At 44.9% G+C, this 20,048-nt stretch carries 17 protein-coding genes and 1 tRNA gene; 9 read left to right on the plus strand and 9 right to left on the minus strand.

Annotated elements, in window-relative coordinates:
* Position 1: 1 nt before the first annotated feature.
* From Q4549_RS02355 to rsxA, 5 genes are read right to left on the minus strand one after another with little or no spacing between them, the layout of a single operon-like run.
* Positions 2-610: an RnfABCDGE type electron transport complex subunit G gene (locus Q4549_RS02355; protein WP_303552783.1), complete on the minus strand. Its 609-nt coding sequence runs from the start codon at positions 608-610 to the stop codon at positions 2-4.
* A 2-nt stretch (positions 611-612) separates the two neighbouring features.
* Positions 613-1,617, minus strand: coding sequence for an RnfABCDGE type electron transport complex subunit D (locus Q4549_RS02360; protein WP_303552782.1), 1,005 nt, complete (start codon positions 1,615-1,617; stop codon positions 613-615).
* Positions 1,610-3,085, minus strand: coding sequence for an electron transport complex subunit RsxC (gene rsxC / locus Q4549_RS02365; RefSeq protein ID WP_303552781.1), 1,476 nt, complete (start codon positions 3,083-3,085; stop codon positions 1,610-1,612). Before rsxC ends, Q4549_RS02360 begins: the two co-directional genes overlap by 8 nt.
* An 8-nt stretch (positions 3,086-3,093) precedes the next feature.
* Positions 3,094-3,618 (minus strand): RnfABCDGE type electron transport complex subunit B, encoded by a 525-nt coding sequence (locus tag Q4549_RS02370; protein WP_303508974.1) that lies wholly within the window; start codon positions 3,616-3,618, stop codon positions 3,094-3,096.
* A gap of 13 nt (positions 3,619-3,631) precedes the next feature.
* A complete protein-coding gene (gene rsxA / locus Q4549_RS02375; RefSeq protein WP_303508976.1) occupies positions 3,632-4,210 on the minus strand; it encodes an electron transport complex subunit RsxA in 579 nt (192 codons plus the stop codon).
* Between the two features lie 310 nt (positions 4,211-4,520).
* Here rsxA and nifL point away from each other — a divergent pair, with 310 nt between their 5' ends.
* The 9 genes from nifL to modC all read left to right on the plus strand — a co-directional run bounded on the left by nifL (position 4,521) and on the right by modC (position 13,491).
* Complete coding sequence (nifL, locus tag Q4549_RS02380) at positions 4,521-6,077, plus strand: nitrogen fixation negative regulator NifL (RefSeq protein ID WP_303552780.1); 1,557 nt, start codon at positions 4,521-4,523, stop codon at positions 6,075-6,077.
* Positions 6,077-7,624 (plus strand): nif-specific transcriptional activator NifA, encoded by a 1,548-nt coding sequence (gene nifA, locus Q4549_RS02385; RefSeq protein ID WP_303552779.1) that lies wholly within the window; start codon positions 6,077-6,079, stop codon positions 7,622-7,624. The genes nifL and nifA overlap by 1 nt, the downstream gene beginning before the upstream one ends.
* Before the next feature lie 147 nt (positions 7,625-7,771).
* On the plus strand, positions 7,772-9,079 hold the full coding sequence (gene nifB, locus Q4549_RS02390) for a nitrogenase cofactor biosynthesis protein NifB (RefSeq protein WP_303508981.1): 1,308 nt from the start codon (positions 7,772-7,774) through the stop codon (positions 9,077-9,079).
* Positions 9,079-9,345: a ferredoxin gene (locus Q4549_RS02395; protein WP_303552778.1), complete on the plus strand. Its 267-nt coding sequence runs from the start codon at positions 9,079-9,081 to the stop codon at positions 9,343-9,345. Before nifB ends, Q4549_RS02395 begins: the two co-directional genes overlap by 1 nt.
* Before the next feature lie 8 nt (positions 9,346-9,353).
* Positions 9,354-9,977, plus strand: a complete 624-nt coding sequence (locus Q4549_RS02400; protein ID WP_303552777.1) for a nitrogen fixation protein NifQ — start codon at positions 9,354-9,356, stop codon at positions 9,975-9,977.
* Positions 9,978-10,459: 482 nt separating this feature from the next.
* On the plus strand, positions 10,460-11,293 hold the full coding sequence (locus Q4549_RS02405) for a TOBE domain-containing protein (protein ID WP_303552776.1): 834 nt from the start codon (positions 10,460-10,462) through the stop codon (positions 11,291-11,293).
* 18 nt (positions 11,294-11,311) lie between these two features.
* Positions 11,312-12,079 carry a molybdate ABC transporter substrate-binding protein gene (gene modA / locus Q4549_RS02410; protein WP_303552775.1) on the plus strand — a complete coding sequence of 256 codons (768 nt, stop codon included), beginning with the start codon at positions 11,312-11,314 and terminating at the stop codon, positions 12,077-12,079.
* Between the two features lie 27 nt (positions 12,080-12,106).
* The gene (gene modB, locus Q4549_RS02415; RefSeq protein WP_303508993.1) at positions 12,107-12,787 is read left to right on the plus strand and encodes a molybdate ABC transporter permease subunit; all 681 of its coding nucleotides are present in this window, start codon (positions 12,107-12,109) and stop codon (positions 12,785-12,787) included.
* Positions 12,778-13,491: a molybdenum ABC transporter ATP-binding protein gene (gene modC, locus Q4549_RS02420; protein WP_303552774.1), complete on the plus strand. Its 714-nt coding sequence runs from the start codon at positions 12,778-12,780 to the stop codon at positions 13,489-13,491. The genes modB and modC overlap by 10 nt, the downstream gene beginning before the upstream one ends.
* Before the next feature lie 42 nt (positions 13,492-13,533).
* On the opposite strand, the gene Q4549_RS02425 is transcribed toward modC, so the two are convergent.
* The 4 genes from Q4549_RS02425 to Q4549_RS02440 all read right to left on the minus strand — a co-directional run bounded on the left by Q4549_RS02425 (position 13,534) and on the right by Q4549_RS02440 (position 19,946).
* Positions 13,534-16,638, minus strand: coding sequence for an efflux RND transporter permease subunit (locus Q4549_RS02425; RefSeq protein ID WP_303552773.1), 3,105 nt, complete (start codon positions 16,636-16,638; stop codon positions 13,534-13,536).
* On the minus strand, positions 16,638-17,750 hold the full coding sequence (locus Q4549_RS02430; RefSeq protein ID WP_303552772.1) for an efflux RND transporter periplasmic adaptor subunit: 1,113 nt from the start codon (positions 17,748-17,750) through the stop codon (positions 16,638-16,640). The genes Q4549_RS02425 and Q4549_RS02430 overlap by 1 nt, the downstream gene beginning before the upstream one ends.
* Positions 17,751-18,078: 328 nt before the next feature.
* A complete protein-coding gene (locus Q4549_RS02435; RefSeq protein WP_303552771.1) occupies positions 18,079-19,530 on the minus strand; it encodes a catalase in 1,452 nt (483 codons plus the stop codon).
* Between the two features lie 339 nt (positions 19,531-19,869).
* Positions 19,870-19,946 (minus strand) — tRNA-Val (locus Q4549_RS02440).
* Positions 19,947-20,048 lie beyond the last annotated feature (102 nt).

The following is a 20,048-nucleotide window of genomic DNA, read 5'->3' on the forward strand; positions in this document are numbered from 1 at the left end:
GCTAGCTTCCTTGTTTAGTGTTTAAATCTAACAGTGCTTGATGCACAGCGTTTACCACAGCGCGCGGTGTGATGGTTGCGCCAGTAAATTGATCAAACTCACCACCATCTTTTTTTACCGCCCAGCCTTTGCTTGTTGTATTAGCTAAGCTTTTGTCGTTAAAACTTAATATCCAGGGGTTTTTGGCAAGTTCTATTTTGTCACCCAAGCCTGGTGTTTCGCTGTGGTTGAGTACTCTCACTCCGGTAATGCTTAATTCAGCGTTTACCCCAACTAAAAGGTTAATTGGGCCGGCATAGCCTTTGGCACTTAGTTGCACAACATAACCACTGGCCTGTTGTTGCTTATCTAAGGCGTTGTAAACAGTGTATGTGCGGTCATCAATGCTGAAGCTCTGCTCGGTGGCGAGCAGAGAATTACTGTAATGTTGCTGCGGCATGACTAAGTCGATAGCTGCAAGTTTGTCTTCGTTCACTCGCTGGGCGATGGCAGGTTCAGTAATGATGTTCAAGCCGAGTAGTAAAGCGCTTGAAATACCCACTGCAAAAGCTAAAGAGAGTGACTGATAGATACTACTGTTAATGTGTTTTTCTACGCAGGGTAAGGCCATTGTTACACTCCTTTATTGCGTTTAAATAGCGATTGAGCACCAAATATTTTTGGCCGAAGATAGTGGTCTATCACCGGAGTACAGGCATTCATTATTAGCACGGCAAAGGCCACGCCCTCGGGGTAACTACCAACGCTACGGATCAACCAGATCAACAGACCACAACCAGCACCAAACAACAGTTGTCCGCGCGGACTGGTGGGGGATGTGACCATGTCAGTAGCTATAAAAAATGCCGCTAGCATTGCGCCGCCTGACAATAGATGAGCGATACCAGAAGCGTAATCATTAGGGCTTAGCATGTGAGCGATGGTCGCGGGAACAAATAACCCACCAATTAAGGCCAGTGGGATATAGGGTCGAATAATGCCTCGCCAGATCAAAAACACACCGCCTAGTGCAATCAGTAAAGCACTCGTTTCACCTAGGCTGCCTGGATGTTTGCCCAGGGCTAGATCTTGCCAATTAGTCAGCTGATTGAGATCGGCTAAAGGTGTAGCAGCGCTAATTCCATCAATGCCTAACCACGCTTGATTTAACATGATTCCTTGAGCCCCAATATCTGGTACTGAGATGGCTTGCCAGTTAGTGAGTTCAACGGGAAAACAAATCAGCAGCATTACGCGCCCTAGCATCGCGGGATTAAAGGGGTTATGCCCAAGACCACCATAAACTTGTTTGCCTAAGGTTATGGCAAAACAGCAACCAAAACTGGCTATCCACCATGGGGTGCTTGCAGGAAGGCTCATTGCCAGCAACAAAGCCGTTAACAAGGCTGATCCATCTAAGGCGGCTAGGCTGCGTTTACCTTGTAATTGCAAACAAGCAAGCTCTGCGATTAAAGCACTCACAACACAGGAAGCCAATACAGTGAGTGCCGGTAAACCAAATAGGTAAACGCCATAGAGCGCGGCGGGCAGCAGCGCCAACACTACTAAATACATAATGTTAGTTGTAGAGGTACCCGAATGAGTATGTGGTGCGGCAATGGGATTGATGTTACTCATTAGTTTCTCCTTGGCTGACTCGAGCACGAGCAGGGCGTTTACGTTTAGATGCTTTGGCTGCTTTTTTCGCTGCGGCTTCTTTGGCTAAGCGCTGCTGACGCGCCTCGGTTAGCTGGCGAGCTATATTGGATTTTTGCATCATGCTGCGTTGGGCATTGATATTAGATTTTGCATGCTGAAAATATTGAACCAGCGGTATGCTAGAGGGGCATATATAGCTGCATGCTCCGCATAACAAACAGGAATCTAGGCCAAACTGCTGGGCACCCTGCCAATCGTCGTGGTTACTATGGGCTGCCATTTGGAAAGGCATAAGCCCCATGGGGCACACCTTTACGCAGTTGCCGCAACGCACACAATCTTGGCTATTACGTTGATTGATTTTGTCTTCGCTTAGCGCTAGCAAACCGCCAATACTTTTATCTATGGGCACAAACGGTGAAGGCAGCACTTGGCCCATCATTGGCCCACCTGCAATCATCCGCTTGGCTTCTACTTTTAGCCCGCCACATTCTGCAAGTACCTGCGATACTAGGCTGCCGATGGGCACGGTAATGTTGGCCGGAGATTCAATTGCATCACCAGATACTGTGATCACGCGTTCGATCAAGGGTCGTTTGAATCGAACTGCTTGATAGATGGCTTTAGCCGTAGCAACGTTATGCACCAAAATACCTTGAGCAGTGCTAAGTTGGCCCGATGGGATGGCTATGCCTGTGGCCGCTTTTATTAAATGCCGCTCTGACCCCATTGGGTAAAGGCTAGGGACGACTTTTATGCTGAAATTGCTAAAGTCTTCGCTAGCTGCACTAATCGCAGCGATAGCGTCAGGCTTGTTATCCTCGATAGCGATGATGGCTTTGTTTGCGCCAATTGCTTTAAGCATGATGTTGATACCCGCGATGATCTCTGCGGCATGCTCTTGCATTAAGCGGTCGTCGCAGGTCAGGTAGGGTTCACATTCACCGCCGTTAATCAGTAGCGTGTGCACCTTGGCTTTGCGCGCTAAACGGAGTTTAATTCCGCTGGGAAAACCAGCACCGCCTAAACCCACTACGCCTGCATCAAGTACCCGTTGTACCAATTGATCATGGTCTAATTTTTGATAATCGCTTGGCGGGAAATCTTCTCCCCATTGTTTTTCGCCATTACAGTTAATGACTAAGGTTTGGCTTTTAATTCCTGCGGGGTGGCTACTTAGGTAAGGTTTTATATCTACTACTTTGCCGTTTACTGGCGAATGCAAAGGTACAGACATGTCGTTACTGCCTTTAGCAATAAGCTGACCTTTAAATACTTCATCGCCTATCGATACTAAGCAACTCAGCATAGACCCATTTCGTTGCTGCATGCCGAGGTAAACCCGGTCAGGAGTAAAGCTTCGGCTAATGCTTTGTTGCTGCGTTAACTCTTTGTACCCTTTGGGATGTACCCCGCCACTAAAAGGCTTGGGTTTTAAATTGAACATGGCTACTCCTAAGCGATTTTGGGTTTTGGCCATTGCCATGTGTTTAGCTGTATGGTTTGTGCTTGCATGGTTAAACAACCTTGAGGACAGGCTTTTTCACACAGCTTACATCCAGTACAAACTTGGCTTATTACCGTATGCATTTGTTTAGTTGCGCCTACAATGGCGTCAAAGGGGCAGGCTTTAAAACAGCGGGTACAACCGCTGCAGTTTGACTCATCAATCACCGCCACTAGGGGAACGGCATCAGGGTCATTGCTTACTTCCACACCCAGTAAACCAGCAATACTGGCTGCCAATCCATTACCGCCCGGGGGGCAACTGGTGGGGGACAGTCGGCCATCTACCATGGCTTCTGCCGCTTGGCGACAACCTGGCTCACCGCATTGGCCGCATTGACCGCCGGGTAACATGGCTTCTAGTTCATCCACCCTTGGGTCACCTTCAACCTTGAGCGCTTTAGACGCCCAGCCCAATAAGGCGCCTAAGGATGCGCCAATCAGAATCAGTACAACAATAGATACAATAATCATGGTAATACTCCTACTAACCCACCATGCCGCTAAACCCTAGAAAGGCCATTGATAACAATCCTGCAGTAATAAAGGCGATAGGTAAGCCAGCAAAGGCTGCAGGTACTTTGGCGAGCTTTAAACGCTGTCTTAAACCTGCAAACAACACTATGACCAAACTAAAACCGGCGGCAGAGCCAAAGGCGTAACACAGGGTTTCAAGAAAATTCATGTTGTTTTGCACCACGAGTAGCGCCACCCCTAACACCGCGCAGTTTGTGGTAATAAGCGGTAAAAAAATCCCTAGGGCTTGATAAAGTTCTGGGCTGTTTTTTTGAATCAGCAACTCGGTGAGTTGCACAACTGCAGCAATCACCAGAATCAGAACTAGAATTCGCATCACCTGAATACCTAGAGGGGCTAATAGCAAGGATTCAATAAGCCATGCGGCTACTGCGGCTAAACACAGCACAAAGGTAGTGGCTAAGCCCATACCTAAGGCGCTATCTATTTTGTTTGAGACACCCATGAATGGGCACAAACCTAAAAACTTTCCTAACACCACGTTGTTTACCACTGCGGTGCTAATAAAAATAAGTAGGTAGTCAGCCATTGTGTACTTCCTAAACTTGAGGATGGTTAACAATGCAATTGCAGGCTGTGTACCAAGTTGGTGAATTGCTCCGATATAGGGAGAGAAGCCAAGCTATTCATGGCCTTAGATAAAAACGATTCACATTTACCCGGGGCTTAAAGTGGTGATAAATACGACAATAATTACTGATAATTTACTTAAATTTGTTGTAAATCAAACAAAGTATTTCTAACTGAGCCCCGTGGCATGGCGATTTAGTTTCGGGAATACCGCTTGCATTGTGTGTTTATGTTCAGCAGTTAACTCAGCAATGCAAAGGATTGATTGGATGATGAATGAACTTAAATCAACCATGGAGCAAGCTTTTCAAGACTTGGCTCCCGTGAGTAAGAACGAGATCCTTGAACAGTGCTTTCAGATCTTAGAACAAATGCCAATGGCCATGTCGATAAGCGATTTAAAGGCGAACTTCCTATTCGTAAACAAACGCTTTTCTCAAGTAACTGGTTATTCGCCAAATGATTTGCTTGGCTGCAATCACTCTTTACTCAGTTTTAAAACCACTCCGCTAGACGTTTACCAAGAACTTTGGTCTTGCATAAGCACTGGTGGCAGTTGGCAGGGGCGGCTAATTAACCGCAAGAAAAATGGTCAGCGCTATTTAGCTGATCTATCTATTACCGGCTTATGCGATTCATCCGGAAACATCACTCATTACATGAGTGTGCATCAAGATATTAGTGAGCGGCACCAACACCAAACTAAAGCCGCCAATCAAAAAGCTATGGTTGAGGCGGTACTAAACACTTCACCAGTGGCAATAGCCTTAGTCGACGAATCCCACCAAGTGGTGTTAGACAACTTGGCTTACAAAACCTTGCGCAGTGACTTTTCGCAAGAGCCGGTAAGTATTGCGTTAACGCAACTAGGGCAGCGGATAAACAATGCTCATCATCAAACAGAAGAACCCTTTACCGAGGGACAAAACTTTAACATTGAAGTGGGCAAAGGAAAGCGTAAGCGCTGGTTCTCTTGCTGTTTGTCTTCCGTAAAAATAAGCGGTGCTGAGGTTGATGACTACTTTGTACCAAAGCGAGACCGCTATTTGGTGATCACCTTAAGTGAAGTAAGCCGCGAGCGTCGCCGCCAAGAGCAACAACGTTTAGCTGAGTTACAACGTTCTACCGCTGAGTCAGAAGCTTTACACAGTATGCAGGAAGCCTTGCATGCGGCTATTCATCAGATTCAGGGCCCGATAAACATGATTGATTCAGCACTGCAGATGTTTTGTGGTGGGGCTAATAGTTGTGCGCGAACCAATGCGATGCAAGCTGGCTTAGAAGCGGGTCATGCTGCCATTGATCAATTACAAAGTGCCTTACCGGAAAAGCCGCAAGAAGCTATACAGTCGGTAAACGTTAATCAGTTGGTGCATGAGGTTACTGAAATGAGTAACCAACGGTTGTTGTCGCGTAGTATCACCATGCAACTGAGCTTAAATGGTACGTTGCCGCCCTTAAGGGGCCAGCCATCTCGATTACGGGTGGCTATAAAACAGCTTATTGATAATGCCATAGAAGCCATTGATTTAGCGAAGAAAACACGTCGTGAGATTGTATGCAGTACCCAACTGGTTGATGAAGATATTGAAATCACCGTTGAAGACAGTGGCCCAGGTATTAAAAAAGAGCTGCAACTCAAGGTTTTTGAACCCTTTTACAGTACCAAGCCCCTCAATAATAACGGTTGTAGGGGCGTGGGCTTAAGCATTGTGCAGCAAGTGGTGAGTGAGCATAGTGGCACGGTTCAATATCAATCAACCTCTTTAGGCGGCTGTAAAGCCCGCATCGTTCTTCCTCTACGTAGTATTAAGCGAGGTGAATAATGGAATATTCAACAAAACGCGAGTCACATATAGCAGAGAGTCACTTAGCCGCGTTGTACGACGTAAGCAGTGTGTTAACTAACAGTTTGGATTACCAACAAAGTGTCAGTAAAGTGCTGCAAGTACTGCACGATAAAGCCATGTTACAGCACGCCATGTTAGCGTTGATTGCTGAAAACGAACAAATGCTCAACATAGACTCTGTACATACGCCAAACCATGCTGGCGATAATGTGGCCAAGAATGTTCGCTATCGCCCCGGCGAAGGCATAGTGGGAACGGTACTGACTCAAAAACAACCTATTGTATTAAGCAAAGTGTCGAACGACTTACGCTTTGCCGACAAACTGGATCTTTACGCGCTAGATTTACCTTTTATAGCGGTGCCGATTAAAAAGGCTAATGAGGTACTGGGTGTATTAGCGGCGCAACCGCAAATAGACGATCCGCAAAAGCTCTCGTCGTTTACCCGTTTTCTTGAAATGACCGCGAACCTAATTGCTAAAAGTGTGTTGCTGGCGAAAGACGTGGCAGTACAAACCAATCAGCTAGAAGCTGAACGGGATAGGTTACGCAGAAAAGTCCGTAGCAACTACAGCATGGACAACATTGTTGGCCACTCACGGGTGATGCGACGCGTATTTGAGCAGATCCGTTTGGTATCTAAATGGGACAGCACAGTCTTAATCCGCGGTGAATCAGGCACTGGTAAAGAGTTAATTGCTAACGCCATTCATTACAACTCGCCACGTGCAACAGGGCCATTTATAAAACTCAACTGCGCGGCGCTGCCCGACAACTTATTAGAGTCTGAGCTGTTTGGTCACGAAAAAGGTGCGTTTACAGGGGCGGTAAAACAACGTAAAGGCCGTTTTGAAATGGCCGACGGTGGCACTTTATTTTTAGATGAGATTGGCGAAATCTCAGCTGCTTTTCAAGCTAAATTGCTTCGAGTATTACAAGAAGGGGAATTTGAGCGAGTGGGTAGCACTCAAACCATTAACGTGAATGTACGGATACTAGCGGCTACTAACCGTAACTTGGAAGAAGAAGTGAGGCAGGAACGCTTTCGCGAAGACTTGTATTATCGCCTGAACGTAATGCCTATGTTCCCGCCACCATTACGCGACCGTATCGAAGACTTACCCGATTTAGCGGAGTTTTTGATAGAAAAATTGGCTAAACAACAGCGGCGTGAACTGTCGTTAACCGACAGCGCAATAAGAATGATGATGGCCTACGACTGGCCGGGCAATGTGCGACAACTGGAAAACTTGTTAGAACGGGCATCGGTAATGAGTGAGAGTGGGGTGATAGACCAAGACCTTATTGTACTAGATGGCTTAGATGGGCCTAAATTTAGCACGCGAACCCCAGTAGATAAGCCCGCTATAGATAACTCTGAGATGGATGAACGGGAAAGGGTTATTGCAGCATTAGAACAAGCCGGTTGGGTGCAAGCAAAAGCCGCGCGTTTACTCAATATGACCCCGAGGCAAATTGCTTATCGGATTCAAGTGATGAACATTAACGTTCGCCAAATGTAAGTTGATTGGCTGTCGTATTTACTACAAATACGACAGCCAATGCCTTTTCCTAAAACCTTATCACTCATAACTAATTGTATTTTATACCTTTAATTATTGGAATAAGCTTTGCAACGTAAACAATAAAGTATCTAACAAGGAAGCTTTATGACTTTACAACACTTAAGGCAGAGCCAAACCAAACAGCCTGTAAGCGCTGAAGCTCAAGCCGCTTTAGTAGCAAAGCATCCTTGCTTTTCTAAAGAGGGCCACCGTTATGCAAGAATGCACTTACCGGTAGCGCCAGCCTGTAATATTCAGTGTAATTACTGCAACAGAAAGTTTGATTGCAGCAACGAAACCCGTCCTGGCGTAGTGTCTAAGTTATTATCTCCCGCTATGGCGGCACGACGTTTTGAAAAAGTAAAACAACATGTTCCAGAGACTCAGGTTGTTGGAATAGCCGGGCCGGGAGACCCTTTGGCCAATCCAAAAGCAACCCTCGCCAGCTTGAAGGCTATCTCCAAAATAGACGAAGACGTGCATTTGTGCGTATCAACAAACGGTTTAGCGTTGGTTGATCAGCTTGATGCATTGCTTGCCGCTGGCGTAAAACATCTCACTATTACCATTAATTGTATCGACGCTGATATAGGGCAAAAAATCTATCCTTGGGTGTACTTTAATCAACAACGCTTACGCGGACGCAAAGCTGCTCAAACTCTGATAGATAGGCAATTATTGGGCTTGGAGGCTGCCATAAACGCGGGTATGTTAGTTAAAGTAAATACCGTGTTGATCCCAGGGATCAATGATTTCCATATTGATTCATTAGCTAAAGAGTTAGGTCGATTCGGCGCGTTCATCCACAACATTATGCCGCTTATTTCCGACCCCGCCCACGGTACTTACTTTGGTTTAATGGGGCAGCGTGAACCGAGCAAACAGGAATTAGATTTAGCCCGCCAAAGTGCCGGTCAAAGTATGGCGCAAATGACTCACTGCCAACAATGCAGAGCCGATGCAGTAGGCAAACTGGGTCAAGACATCGACCTTGCCGCAATTGAACAAGGTAGCGCTGTAGCCAATTCAACACTTCGAGTAGCAGTGGCGACCAGTAGTAACCAACTAATTGACCAGCATTTTGGTCACGCAACTCAGTTTTTAAGCTATTTGGTAAGCGCAGAGAGTATTGAACAACAACAAAGCGTTGATTGGCAGCAATACTGTTCCGGCAGTGATCAGTGTGCTGACGACAAGCAACAAGACTTAAACCAGCTTAGCCAATTTAATACCGTATTGTGCAGCCGAATTGGCCACACACCTTTGCAAGAGCTGTCTGACTTGGGCGTAGAGGTGAATACCAAATATGCCTTGCGAGATATTAAAGAGGCTTTGTTAGAGATACAACAATCGCTTATTAATCAAGTAAAGCCTGCCAAGCGAACTGTATGTAACGCCGGGGAGTGTAGCTAATGTCAGTATCTATTACTAAAGCCTGTATAGCATGTTTTGCGTGTAAAGAAGTGTGCCCTCAAAAGGCCATCTCAAGTGGCCAGTCGGTCTTTTCTGTGATTGCCCATCGCTGTAATGAATGCATCGATAATCCTAATGGACCGCAGTGCGCGCATATATGCCCAGTTGAAACGGCGATTGTCGACAACAAAGGCCAGGCGCTTAACCCTCCCGGTTCACTAACGGGTTTGCCCCAAGATCTTAACGTGATCGCCTTATCAAACTAGGAGCGCTTATGGAACAACAAGTGTTTGATTCAACAGATGGTTTAATAGGTAACGACTGGATGCAAGCCTTAACTAAAGTCTGTTATCCAATGTCTTTGCATAACCGCAATTGGTTTAAACAAATCATTAGCGCACAACTGAGTGGTGAAGCAGCCTTGCCCTACGGAGTAGGCTTAGACAACTCGTGCTATTTAGATTTAAAACGCGCCATCAATAATAGCGAGATCGAAAATCAAGAATTGTTATGGAAGCAACCGTTCAAGGAGAGCTTGCGAAAACGCGCAAACGTACTGAGTGAGGTATGTAGCCTGCGCGCCCAGGAACGCAACGAACTAATAGCAGTGTTGGTAGAGCACGCTAATCACAAAGCACCTTACGCCTTGCAAATGGCCATTATTGTGGCTACCGCGTGTTTGTCTCAATCTCACCTTTGGCGAAGTTTAGGCCTAAAGCATAGAGACGAACTAGGCGCTTTGTTGAAGTACAATTTTCCTGAGTTACACGCTATGAACACCAACAACATGCGGTGGAAACGCTTCTTTTATCGCTATTTGTGTCAGCAGGGCGGTGACTTTGTTTGTAGAGCGCCAAGCTGTGCTCAATGCCCCACCTATAGCGAATGCTTTGTGTAATTAAACGCCTCTATGCTGCTTATGAGGTTTGGTATTCAGCATAGAGCGTTTGGATACTAAATAGTTTGCTCGCTAACTCTAAGTGTCTATCGCTCGGCTAATCTTTCAATCTTTTCTTACATTAAAGAGGGATTTTGGTCCTCCAACTACTCACATCTAACACCTCTTATGTTTAGCCTGTCATTACTGGTTAGCTAAACTCTGTACTTCCAATAAACAGTTCAAATTCAATCTATTACAAAGATTAATACCCTTACCGGTAAACAGTATATTTGGTTCGTTGTATAGCTAACAATACAGCGCTTTTTGTTGTTTCCACGACATAAGTTAACAAGATAGGTAGTTCCTCATAGCCCGTTTCTATGGGCTTTCAGGCCGATTCTGGCTTTGGCGCTGGATTTGCAATCAACCTTATACAAGCCCTCTAAACTATTGCTCAAGGCATTTAGCCAAGCAGTAGTTAGCGTTATATAGGTAAGACTATGACGGTGAATCAATTAAAAAGCGCGGTGCCCTTAATGGGCAAAATAAAACTATGTAGTGAGTTAGGCCCCTTCCTCAGCGACAAACGAATAAAACTATTAGAAGCGGTGGTGGAACATGGTTCATTAAGCGCTGCGGCTAAATCTATTCCTATGTCTTACAAAGCGGCATGGGACGCCTTAGATGCCATAAATAATCTGTCTGAAAAGCCGCTGGTCGTTAAGCAAAGTGGTGGCAAACATGGCGGAGGCACCCAATTAACCGACTATGGATTAAGCCTACTTAGTTTATACAAAGCGCTAGAACTCGAATATCAACAGGCATTTGAGCAGTTAAAACCTACCTTGCAACAACCTAGTGCCGAACAACTCAATGTGGCTGATTTTCGCTTATTAATGCGTCGAATGAGTTTACGTAGTAGCGCACGAAATCAATTACTTGGTCAGGTAGTGATGATAGATAAAAAAGCGGTGAACAGCTTTGTGAAGGTAGCGATTAGCCAGCACCTTACGGTAAATGCAGTGCTAAGTAACGAGTCTGTAGAACTTTTGAATTTGAGTTTTGGTAGTCAAGTCTTGTGCCTCATAAAAGCGTCACAAGTGAGTTTACATCGAGGCGCCGAGGTCGCAAAAAATAACGTTAACCAGTTTGTTGGACGCGTTAGCAGAATTAACGAGGGAGAAGATAAGTTAGATATTACTGTGCAATTAGCAGAACAAAAAACTTTGTCGGCGATTGTATCTAGCGCGTCTGCCGCGCAGTTAAACATCAACGAAGCCAGTCAGGTAGCGTTATCGTTTAATGCTTCGTCGGTAATAATTTGTAGTTATTAATCTAAAAGGACGTTCGTAATGAAAAAATCTATAACTAAGTATTTCCCCCAAGCGGCGCTTGCGGTGATGTTTTTATTTAGTTCTGAGTTTGTAAAAGCCGCAGAAGTAAAAGTAGCGGTAGCAGCGAATTTTTATAAACCGGTGCTTGCCATTGCCAATCAATATCAACAAGAAACGGGGCATCAGGTTAGCGTATCAGCAGGCTCTACGGGCAAGCTATACGCCCAAATAAAAAATGGCGCACCATTTGAAGTATTTTTAGCCGCAGACCAAAAACGCCCAAGTTTATTAGTTGAACAAGGTTTGGCAAAAGCCAGCAGTCAATTTACCTACGCTAAAGGCACGCTAGTACTGTGGTCAAGTAAACCTGAGCTAGTGGATGCTAGGGGTGAAGTATTAAACAGTGAAATAAAACACCTTGCTATTTGTAACCCTAAAACTGCGCCTTACGGAGCGGCGGCGGTAAGCGCTTTGCAGCATTTAGGTATCTACCAGCAGTTGCAAAGCAAATTTGTTGAAGGGCAATCAGTTGGGCAGACCTATCAGCAGATCAGTTCCGGCGCAGTGGATTTAGGCTTTGTCGCGTTATCTCAGGTGCTTGTAGATAGTAAGTTAAGTGGCGGATCAATGTGGCTGGTACCAAGCAAGTTGTATGCTCCGATAAAACAAGACGCAGTATTACTTAATAAGGGCAACAGCAATCCGGCCGCTCAAGAGTTTATTGATTACTTACGTGAGAATCACATCACCGCTTTAATTAAAGGTTTTGGTTACGAAGTCGAGTAACAAGCCGCTGAGGCAAAGGAGCTTTATATGCCTGATTTAGTCGTCGTTTATCTTACTCTTAAACTCGCGAGCGTGGTTACGTTAATTTTGTTAATCGTGGCTACTCCGTTAGCGTGGTGGATGTCGCAAACTCAGTCTCCATATAAGTCGATAGTAGGCGCCATGTTTGCTTTGCCTTTAGTGCTTCCTCCAACGGTATTAGGTTTTTATCTATTGTTATTGCTTGGGCCAAATGGCGCATTGGGCGAATTGTCTGAGTTTGTTGGCATAGGTGCGTTGCCTTTTACTTTCACTGGAATAGTGATTGCCTGTGTGGTGCATACTTTGCCATTTGTGGTTCAACCTATGCAAAATGCTTTTGAAGCAATAGGGAAACGACCATTGGAAGTCGCAAAAACGCTTCGCGCCAGCCCAAGCCGGGTATTTTGGAAGGTGGCATTTCCTTTAGCTCGACCAGGTTTTTTTGCCGCTGCTATTCTCGGCTTCTGTCATACCATTGGTGAATTTGGTGTGGTGTTGATGATTGGCGGAAATATCGCCGGCGAAACCCGCGTTATGTCGATTGATATTTATAACCACGTAGAAGCGCTTGAATACAGCCAAGCTCATTGGTTAGCGGGTGGCATGTTGGTGTTTTCTTTTATCGCCTTACTGCTGATATACAGCCTAAATGATTTCGCCAAAAGGAGGCTTACTCAATGTGCTTAGAGTTATCTTTAGATTCGCAGCGAGGTGATTTTAGTTTAAACATCGATATTACCTTACCGCCTTCCGGCGTGTCGGCACTGTTTGGGCCCTCAGGTTCAGGAAAAACCTCTTGTTTAAGAGCAATGGCGGGCTTAGACCGTTTTGCAGGTGGGTATTTTTCGCTTAACGGAGAGGTGTGGCAAGATGATAAAAACAACATTTGGCTTGATTGTTATCAACGTGAAATTGGCTATGTATTTCAAGAAGCGAGCTTATTTCCTCATTTAAATGTAGAGAAAAACCTACTATTTGGTTATCGCTTAGTGCAGCCGGATAAACGCCAAGTAAGCATTAGTGATACCTGTGAGTTACTCAGTATTTCTCACTTACTTAAACGCCGAGTGACTTCTTTATCTGGTGGAGAGAGGCAACGTGTTGCCATTGCAAGAGCGCTATTAAGCTCACCAAAATTGTTACTCATGGACGAGCCCTTATCGGCGCTAGACGCCAAACTTAAGCAAGAGATCATTCCTTATCTAGAGCAATTACATCGGCAATTATCGATACCGGTTGTTTACGTTAGTCATGATATAGAAGAAGTAAAACGTCTGGCCGATTACATGATTTTGTTAGAGAAAGGCCAAGTGGTGAGTCAAGCTTATGTGAGCAATTTTCAGCTAGACATAGAACCCGCGGTTACTCAGCATTATCTAAAAGCCGTTTAAAAAAGGCCAATGCCAGATGGCATTGGCCTAATTGCCCATCCACTATGGTTGGCTAGTCTGCTCGTTTGCTATTTCTTGTTCTAATAGTTGAGTAACATGCCCTGGCGAATGGGTTGAGCGAGCCAGCAGTTGATACATCGCGGGAATAACCAACAAGCTAACTACTGATGCGAAGGCCATACCAAATAACACCACTGTGCCTACTGAAATTCGACTTTCGGCTCCGGCACCAGTAGAGATAATTAGCGGTACTGCGCCAGCTACGGTAGTAAACGCTGTCATCATAATAGGGCGTAAGCGTCGCGATGCGGCTTCTACAATAGCTTGGTTAAACTCGATGCCGCGGTCGCGAAGTTGGTTGGCATACTCAACAATTAAAATACCGTTTTTGGTCACCATGCCTATCAGCATAATCATCGCTATTTGGCTGTAAATGTTTAGGCTTTCACTCATGAAGTACATGCCTGCTAAGCCCCCAAATACGCCCATGGGTACCGTTAGCATTACCACCATAGGGTTGATAAAGCTTTCAAATTGCGCGGCTAATACCAAATAAGCAACCAACAACGCCAATGCAAATATGATTAGAGTACTGCTTTGGTTTTCTTTGTAGTCTTTTGATTCCCCGCTAAAGTCGATAGAAATATCGCTAGGCAGTTCATCTATTGCAAGTTGTTCTAAATAATCTAAGGCTTCACCTAGGGTATAACCTTGATTAACCGTTCCTGAAATAGTCACCGCGCGTTGTTTGTTTAAACGACTAAGTCTACTGGCTGAAGCCACTTCTTCTAGTTGCGTTACGCTGTCTAAGGTAATTAAGCTGCCGTTAGCTGCACGTAAGTAAATTTTGCTGAGATCTGTCGCGCTGTTAAAGCCTTCTTCGCCGCCACGTAAGTAAACGTCGTATTCTTCGCCACGATCTACAAAGGTCGTTTCACTGCGACCGCCCAGCATTATTTCTAAGGTGTCTGATATTTCGCTTACACTTACGCCCAGTTCAGCGGCACGTTGGCGATCAATCTTCACAATGAGTTCTGGTGTTTTTTCTGAATAGTTAATGTCTATAGTGCTAATTATTGGATGAGACTCGGCGTGTTCTAAAATCACCTGTCCCCAATGGTTTAATTCTTCAAAGCTGGAACCGGCCAATACAAACTGTATCGGGTCGTCAGATTTACCTCTAAACCCTGGCTGCATAGGCCGTATCGAGATATCAGCAATGTTGGATAAGGTTTTACGCATTAGATTCACCACATCTCCCGCGTTTTGCTCTCGCTCAGCCCAGTCTTCTAACTGCACAATAATAAAAGCTGTGTTATCTCCCGCGCGTCCGCCAAAAGCGGGGGTTTGCATATTGAAGGATTTAATCAAGCCTTGGCCGACCAAAGGCATGATTTGCTGCTCGACTTGGTCAATGTTTTTGGTCATACGGTCGTAGCTGGTGCCTTCAGCACCTTTTACCATAATAAACACCACGCCTCGGTCTTCTACCGGTGCAAGTTGCGACGGTATTTGTTGCATAAAAGCGATACTGCCTAGCACACACAACACAATGGCAGTGGGGCCAGCAGTGCGAGTGGCTATGATTTTGCGCAATAGCTTTTGATAAGCAGGCATTAGTTTTGCAAAGGCTCTATCCATATAGGCACTGATGCGGCTTGGTTTGGCATTCAAGCTTAATAGTTTGCTGCTGAGCACGGGGGTGAGCGTTAACGCAATTAGCGAAGAAAAAATAACCGCTACCGATAACAGCACCGAAAACTCGGTAAACATTTTACCTACCATCCCGTCCATATAAGCGATAGGTAGAAAAACCATCACCAAAACAAGGGTTGTAGCTATTACGGCAAAACCTACCTCGCGCGTTCCTCGATAAGCCGCCAACAAGGGTGGGGTACCTTGCTCTATGTGGTGGTAGATGTTTTCCACTACGACAATGGCGTCATCCACCACCAAGCCAATCGCTAAAATCAGTGCCATTAAGGTAATGAGGTTGATGGAAAAGCCAAAACTTTGTGCGGCAATAAAGGCAGCAATTAACGACACCGGTACAGTAATTGCCGGGATAATGGTGATTTTTGCTTGGCCTAGGAATATATACAGAACCAGCACCACAAGCGCACCCGTGATCATGAGGGTTTGGTAAACTTCGTCTATCGCCTGGTCAATAAACACCGTTGAATCGTAGTCTACCTTAAGCTCTGTTCCGTCAGGAACAAAGCGTTGTAGTCGTTCTACTTCTTCTGTGACTTTAGTGGCCACTTCTAAAGGGTTGGCATCTAATTGAGTAACAATACCTAGGCTTAGGTTTAAAATACCGTCACTTTTAAAAGTGGAGTTCTCATTCTCTGCACCGATAAAGACACTGGCTACGTCTTTCAGATAAACGTGTGTTCCGTCTTCGCTAGTGCGGATCCGTAAGTAATCAAAGTCCTCTGGTTCAGCGTATAAGCGTTCAGTTCGCACCGACATTACCGTGGTGTCGTTACGAATTTCGCCGCCGGGTAGCTCTAAGTTCTCACGATTAAGCGCCGCGACAATGTCACTTGGTGTGACTTGTCGACCAGCCATTAGGGTAGGGTCGAGTTTTACGTACATTACCTTATAAAGTGCGCCGGTTAAATCCACTGAACTCACACCGCTAATTAAGTTAAAGCGGTCAATCAATACCCGTTCGGCATAATCGGTTAGCTCGGTACGATCCATTATGCTGGAGTTTAAATTGATATATATCGAGGCTTCGCCCGAGCCATTATCCTTAGATACTACGGGATCGGTAATTTCGTCTGGCAAACTACGTTTGGCTCGTTCCACTGCGTCACGAACATCGCTCACGCCTTCGGTTAATGGCCAACCAAGCAAAAACGTTACGGTGACTCGCGACATTCCATTTCGAGATACAGAGTCAATTTGGTCAATACCACTTATTCCAGACAGCTGGTCTTCAATAACCGAGGTAATTTGGCTATCGATAATGGTGGCAGATACGCCTTCATAGCGAGTAGAAATGGTAACAACCGGGTTTTCTACATCTGGCATTTCCCGAACAGCCAATTGGCTAAACGATACTAGACCGAAAACACACAGTAAAAGGCTAAGTACAATTGCCACTACTGGGCGTTTAACCGAAACATCAGATAACCACATTAAATAGCTTCCTGTTCATCATGAGTTATCGATTCGCTAGACGGTTTAGCATGTTCATTCTTGGCGATTTGCTGCTCTACGTTTCTTACCTTTGCCCCATCTCTTATATTAACCAAGCCTTGTATAACAATGTTGTCGTGCAAGCTGATACCTTGGTCGATGAGTACAAAGTTGTTAATACGTGCACCGAGTTGCACTTCAGTACGATGTGCAATGTGTTGCTCATCTACCACATAAACGTAGCGCTTAGTACCTGAATACTCGATAGCTTGCACCGGGATCATCGCTTGGGTAGCAGGCGGTAAGGTAAGCGTTGCTCGCATCATCATTCCGGGTTTTAATTGGTCACTGGTGTTGTCAAATGCGACTCGAACCTTAAGATTCAGCGTATCGCTGTCTACCCTTGGGTCGATAACATCGATGCTGCCAGTAAAATTTTGCTGAGACCATGCAGGTGTAGAGGCTTGAATACTCATGCCCTTTTCTAACAGAGACAAGTACTGATCTGGTACGTTTAAATCTAGCTGCAGGTCTTGTAGGTTATCTAAGTTTAATAAGCTTTGATTCGCACTCACTAACGCGCCTTTGCTAATATCTACTAAGCCGATCACGCCAGAGAAGGGGGCGGTTAAGCTGTGATCATCTAAGTCTGATTGTGCTGATGTTACCCGAGCTTTGGCGATGATCACGCTAGCGAGTTGGGCGTCAAAGCTGGTTTGCGAAACGGCTTTACGTTTTAGCAGTTGCTCAAATTCGTGTAGCTTACGCTGTTCATCGGCCAAGTAGGCTTTAGCTTCATCTAATAGTGCTTTAGCTTTAATGCTATTTAGCTCTATCAGTACCTCGCCTTGTTTAACCCGTTGATTTGAACTCACGTTAATTTTTTCGATTTTGCCGGTTACCTCGGCAGCTATCGATACTGATTGTCGAGCACTTAAGGTTCCAATCAAGCTGAGTTCTTGAGACAAACTATGTTGTTGTACGTCTTCTGTTGTGACTAGCGTAGGTGCGGCGCGACGAGGTGCATTATTCGAATTAGATTGCTGGTTGATAAAAATTAACGCCAGCATGCTAACGATTAGAACTGGCGGTACCACAAAACGTAAATACATGAGAATCCATACAGCATAGAAAGGAACCCTATTTTACCGTTTTGTTGTTTCAGCTGGCGTAAAGCGAATGTAAAGAAATGCAAAGCTTTATATTTACACTATTCCACAGATTCCTACTAAACCTTGTGTTTATGCTAATAATGACACCTAAATCGATGAAAAAGGCAGAGGCGGGTTCAGTAGCATTAAATGAGGATGTTGGAAGATGCAAATCAAGCCTAAGACTAAAATGATCTAACCATTGCTTGCGATAAAAATCTAAACACTAATAAAGAATTAGGGCTAGGGCACTCATAGTAACCTCTCGGTTACTATGAGGTTTTTAGGCTTATTGTTGGTATTCGCTCTCTGCTATCTTCAATAGTTCAGCAATTCCCTTGGCATAGGCCGGGTCGGCTAAGTAACAGTGTTTTAAATGGCGCAATTGGATTTCTTTAGGCACGCCACCTAAGTTTCTTGCGGTGTTATCAAACAAAATGGCTTGTTTGTCAGCCGACATTAAGCGGAATAAATCCCCCGGCTGGCTAAAGTAGTCATCATCTTCTCTATGATCCCAGTGTGCTGCTGCGCCATCTAGGCTTAGCGGCGGTTCTGAAAAATCAGGCTGTTCTGCCCATTCGCCTTGATCATTAGGTTCATAACCCAGAGTACCACCGTGATTGCCATCAACGCGCATGGCACCATCTCGATGGTAACTATGCACCGGACAACGAGGCGCGTTTACTGGAATGCTGTGATGATTAACCCCTAAACGGTAGCGCTGTGCATCACCGTAGGAAAACAGTCGACCTTGTAACATCTTATCTGGAGAAAAGCTGATACCAGGTACTACGCTCGCTGGATTAAACGCCGATTGTTCTACTTCTGCAAAGAAGTTCTCAGGGTTTCGGTTAAGTTCTAATTCGCCAACTTCAATCAGTGGGTAGTCTTTGTGTGGCCAAATTTTTGTTAAGTCGAACGGATTGTAAGGTACCTTAGCCGCGTCATCTTCTGGCATCACCTGAATTTTTAAGGCCCACTTTGGAAAGGCTTTGTTATCGATACTTTCAAGTAAGTCTCTATGGTGACTTTCTCTGTCTTTTCCTATTAAGGTTTCCGCTTCGGCGTCAGATAAGTTTTCAATACCTTGTTGCGACTTAAAGTGGAACTTAACCCAGAAGCGTTCGTTGTTTGCATTGATTAAACTAAAGGTATGACTACCAAAGCCATGCATGTGGCGGTAGGTGGCGGGTATGCCTCGGTCACTCATTACGATGGTTATTTGGTGAAGCGCTTCAGGTAACGAGGTCCAAAAATCCCAGTTGTTTTTAGCACTACGCATATTGGTTCTTGGGTCGCGCTTAACTGCATGATTTAGATCGGGAAATTTTAATGGATCACGTAGAAAAAATACTGGCGTATTGTTACCCACTAAATCCCAGTTGCCTTCTTCGGTATAAAACTTAATGGCAAAGCCGCGAATATCTCGTTCGGCGTCGGCTGCACCGCGTTCACCCGCTACGGTTGTAAAGCGCGTAAACAGCTCAGTTTTTTTACCTACTTCGGAGAACAACTTAGCTTTTGTGTACTGAGTAATATCATGAGTCACTGTAAACGTGCCGTAAGCACCAGAACCCTTAGCGTGCATGCGCCGCTCTGGAATAACTTCACGATCAAAATGCGCCAGTTTTTCTAAAAACCAAACATCTTGAAGCAGTTGTGGCCCTCTCTTTCCAGCAGTTTCTACGTTCTGGTTATGAGCAACCGGACAGCCGGCGGCTGTAGTTAACTTTTTACTCATGTTGATACCTTCTATGGTGACAATATAATCCTGAAAAATTGAATCTCATTAAGTCCTAAAAGAGTATGGACTCTAGTTCTTTTTTAAGCGACTCAAGCAGGGCACTACAATGTCATTTACATAGATTTACATATATTTGTGTGACAAATATATGTTCTTATATAACTTGTATTACGGAGCGGGTTTTAATGATTTAAATCAAAGACGTTCAAGGAAAAAAAGCTTAAGAGATAAGCGAAGAGACCGCTGGATAGGGGCGTTAATAATAGATTAAAGCGCAAACGAATAATCTGCTGGCTTAGGGAAGTTAAAGAGTAAGAAAATTGATGCTTAGAGAAATGGTATTCGCGAGTGGATTTGAACCACCGACCCCTACCATGTCAAGGTAGTGCTCTAACCAACTGAGCTACGCGAATATCTTAGGTGTTAACTGTAATTGAGAGTGATTTAAAAGCCGCTCCGCTTTACAGCGAGTGCAATACTAGGGGAGAGCGTATCGTCAGTCAATAGTTGTAGAT

It is taken from the genome of Agarivorans sp. 2_MG-2023 (genome assembly GCF_030548085.1).
Classification (GTDB): Bacteria; Pseudomonadota; Gammaproteobacteria; order Enterobacterales; family Celerinatantimonadaceae; genus Agarivorans.

What these genes read in the sequence shown, in the direction of transcription:
- Q4549_RS02355 (WP_303552783.1), bottom strand. Translation starts at nt 610, where the DNA reads ATGGCCTTACCCTGCGTAGAAAAACACATTAACAGTAGTATCTATCAG.
- Q4549_RS02360 (WP_303552782.1), bottom strand. Translation starts at nt 1,617, where the DNA reads ATGAGTAACATCAATCCCATTGCCGCACCACATACTCATTCGGGTACC.
- rsxC (WP_303552781.1), bottom strand. Translation starts at nt 3,085, where the DNA reads ATGTTCAATTTAAAACCCAAGCCTTTTAGTGGCGGGGTACATCCCAAA.
- Q4549_RS02370 (WP_303508974.1), bottom strand. Translation starts at nt 3,618, where the DNA reads ATGATTATTGTATCTATTGTTGTACTGATTCTGATTGGCGCATCCTTA.
- rsxA (WP_303508976.1), bottom strand. Translation starts at nt 4,210, where the DNA reads ATGGCTGACTACCTACTTATTTTTATTAGCACCGCAGTGGTAAACAAC.
- nifL (WP_303552780.1), top strand. Translation starts at nt 4,521, where the DNA reads ATGATGAATGAACTTAAATCAACCATGGAGCAAGCTTTTCAAGACTTG.
- nifA (WP_303552779.1), top strand. Translation starts at nt 6,077, where the DNA reads ATGGAATATTCAACAAAACGCGAGTCACATATAGCAGAGAGTCACTTA.
- nifB (WP_303508981.1), top strand. Translation starts at nt 7,772, where the DNA reads ATGACTTTACAACACTTAAGGCAGAGCCAAACCAAACAGCCTGTAAGC.
- Q4549_RS02395 (WP_303552778.1), top strand. Translation starts at nt 9,079, where the DNA reads ATGTCAGTATCTATTACTAAAGCCTGTATAGCATGTTTTGCGTGTAAA.
- Q4549_RS02400 (WP_303552777.1), top strand. Translation starts at nt 9,354, where the DNA reads ATGGAACAACAAGTGTTTGATTCAACAGATGGTTTAATAGGTAACGAC.
- Q4549_RS02405 (WP_303552776.1), top strand. Translation starts at nt 10,460, where the DNA reads ATGACGGTGAATCAATTAAAAAGCGCGGTGCCCTTAATGGGCAAAATA.
- modA (WP_303552775.1), top strand. Translation starts at nt 11,312, where the DNA reads ATGAAAAAATCTATAACTAAGTATTTCCCCCAAGCGGCGCTTGCGGTG.
- modB (WP_303508993.1), top strand. Translation starts at nt 12,107, where the DNA reads ATGCCTGATTTAGTCGTCGTTTATCTTACTCTTAAACTCGCGAGCGTG.
- modC (WP_303552774.1), top strand. Translation starts at nt 12,778, where the DNA reads ATGTGCTTAGAGTTATCTTTAGATTCGCAGCGAGGTGATTTTAGTTTA.
- Q4549_RS02425 (WP_303552773.1), bottom strand. Translation starts at nt 16,638, where the DNA reads ATGTGGTTATCTGATGTTTCGGTTAAACGCCCAGTAGTGGCAATTGTA.
- Q4549_RS02430 (WP_303552772.1), bottom strand. Translation starts at nt 17,750, where the DNA reads ATGTATTTACGTTTTGTGGTACCGCCAGTTCTAATCGTTAGCATGCTG.
- Q4549_RS02435 (WP_303552771.1), bottom strand. Translation starts at nt 19,530, where the DNA reads ATGAGTAAAAAGTTAACTACAGCCGCCGGCTGTCCGGTTGCTCATAAC.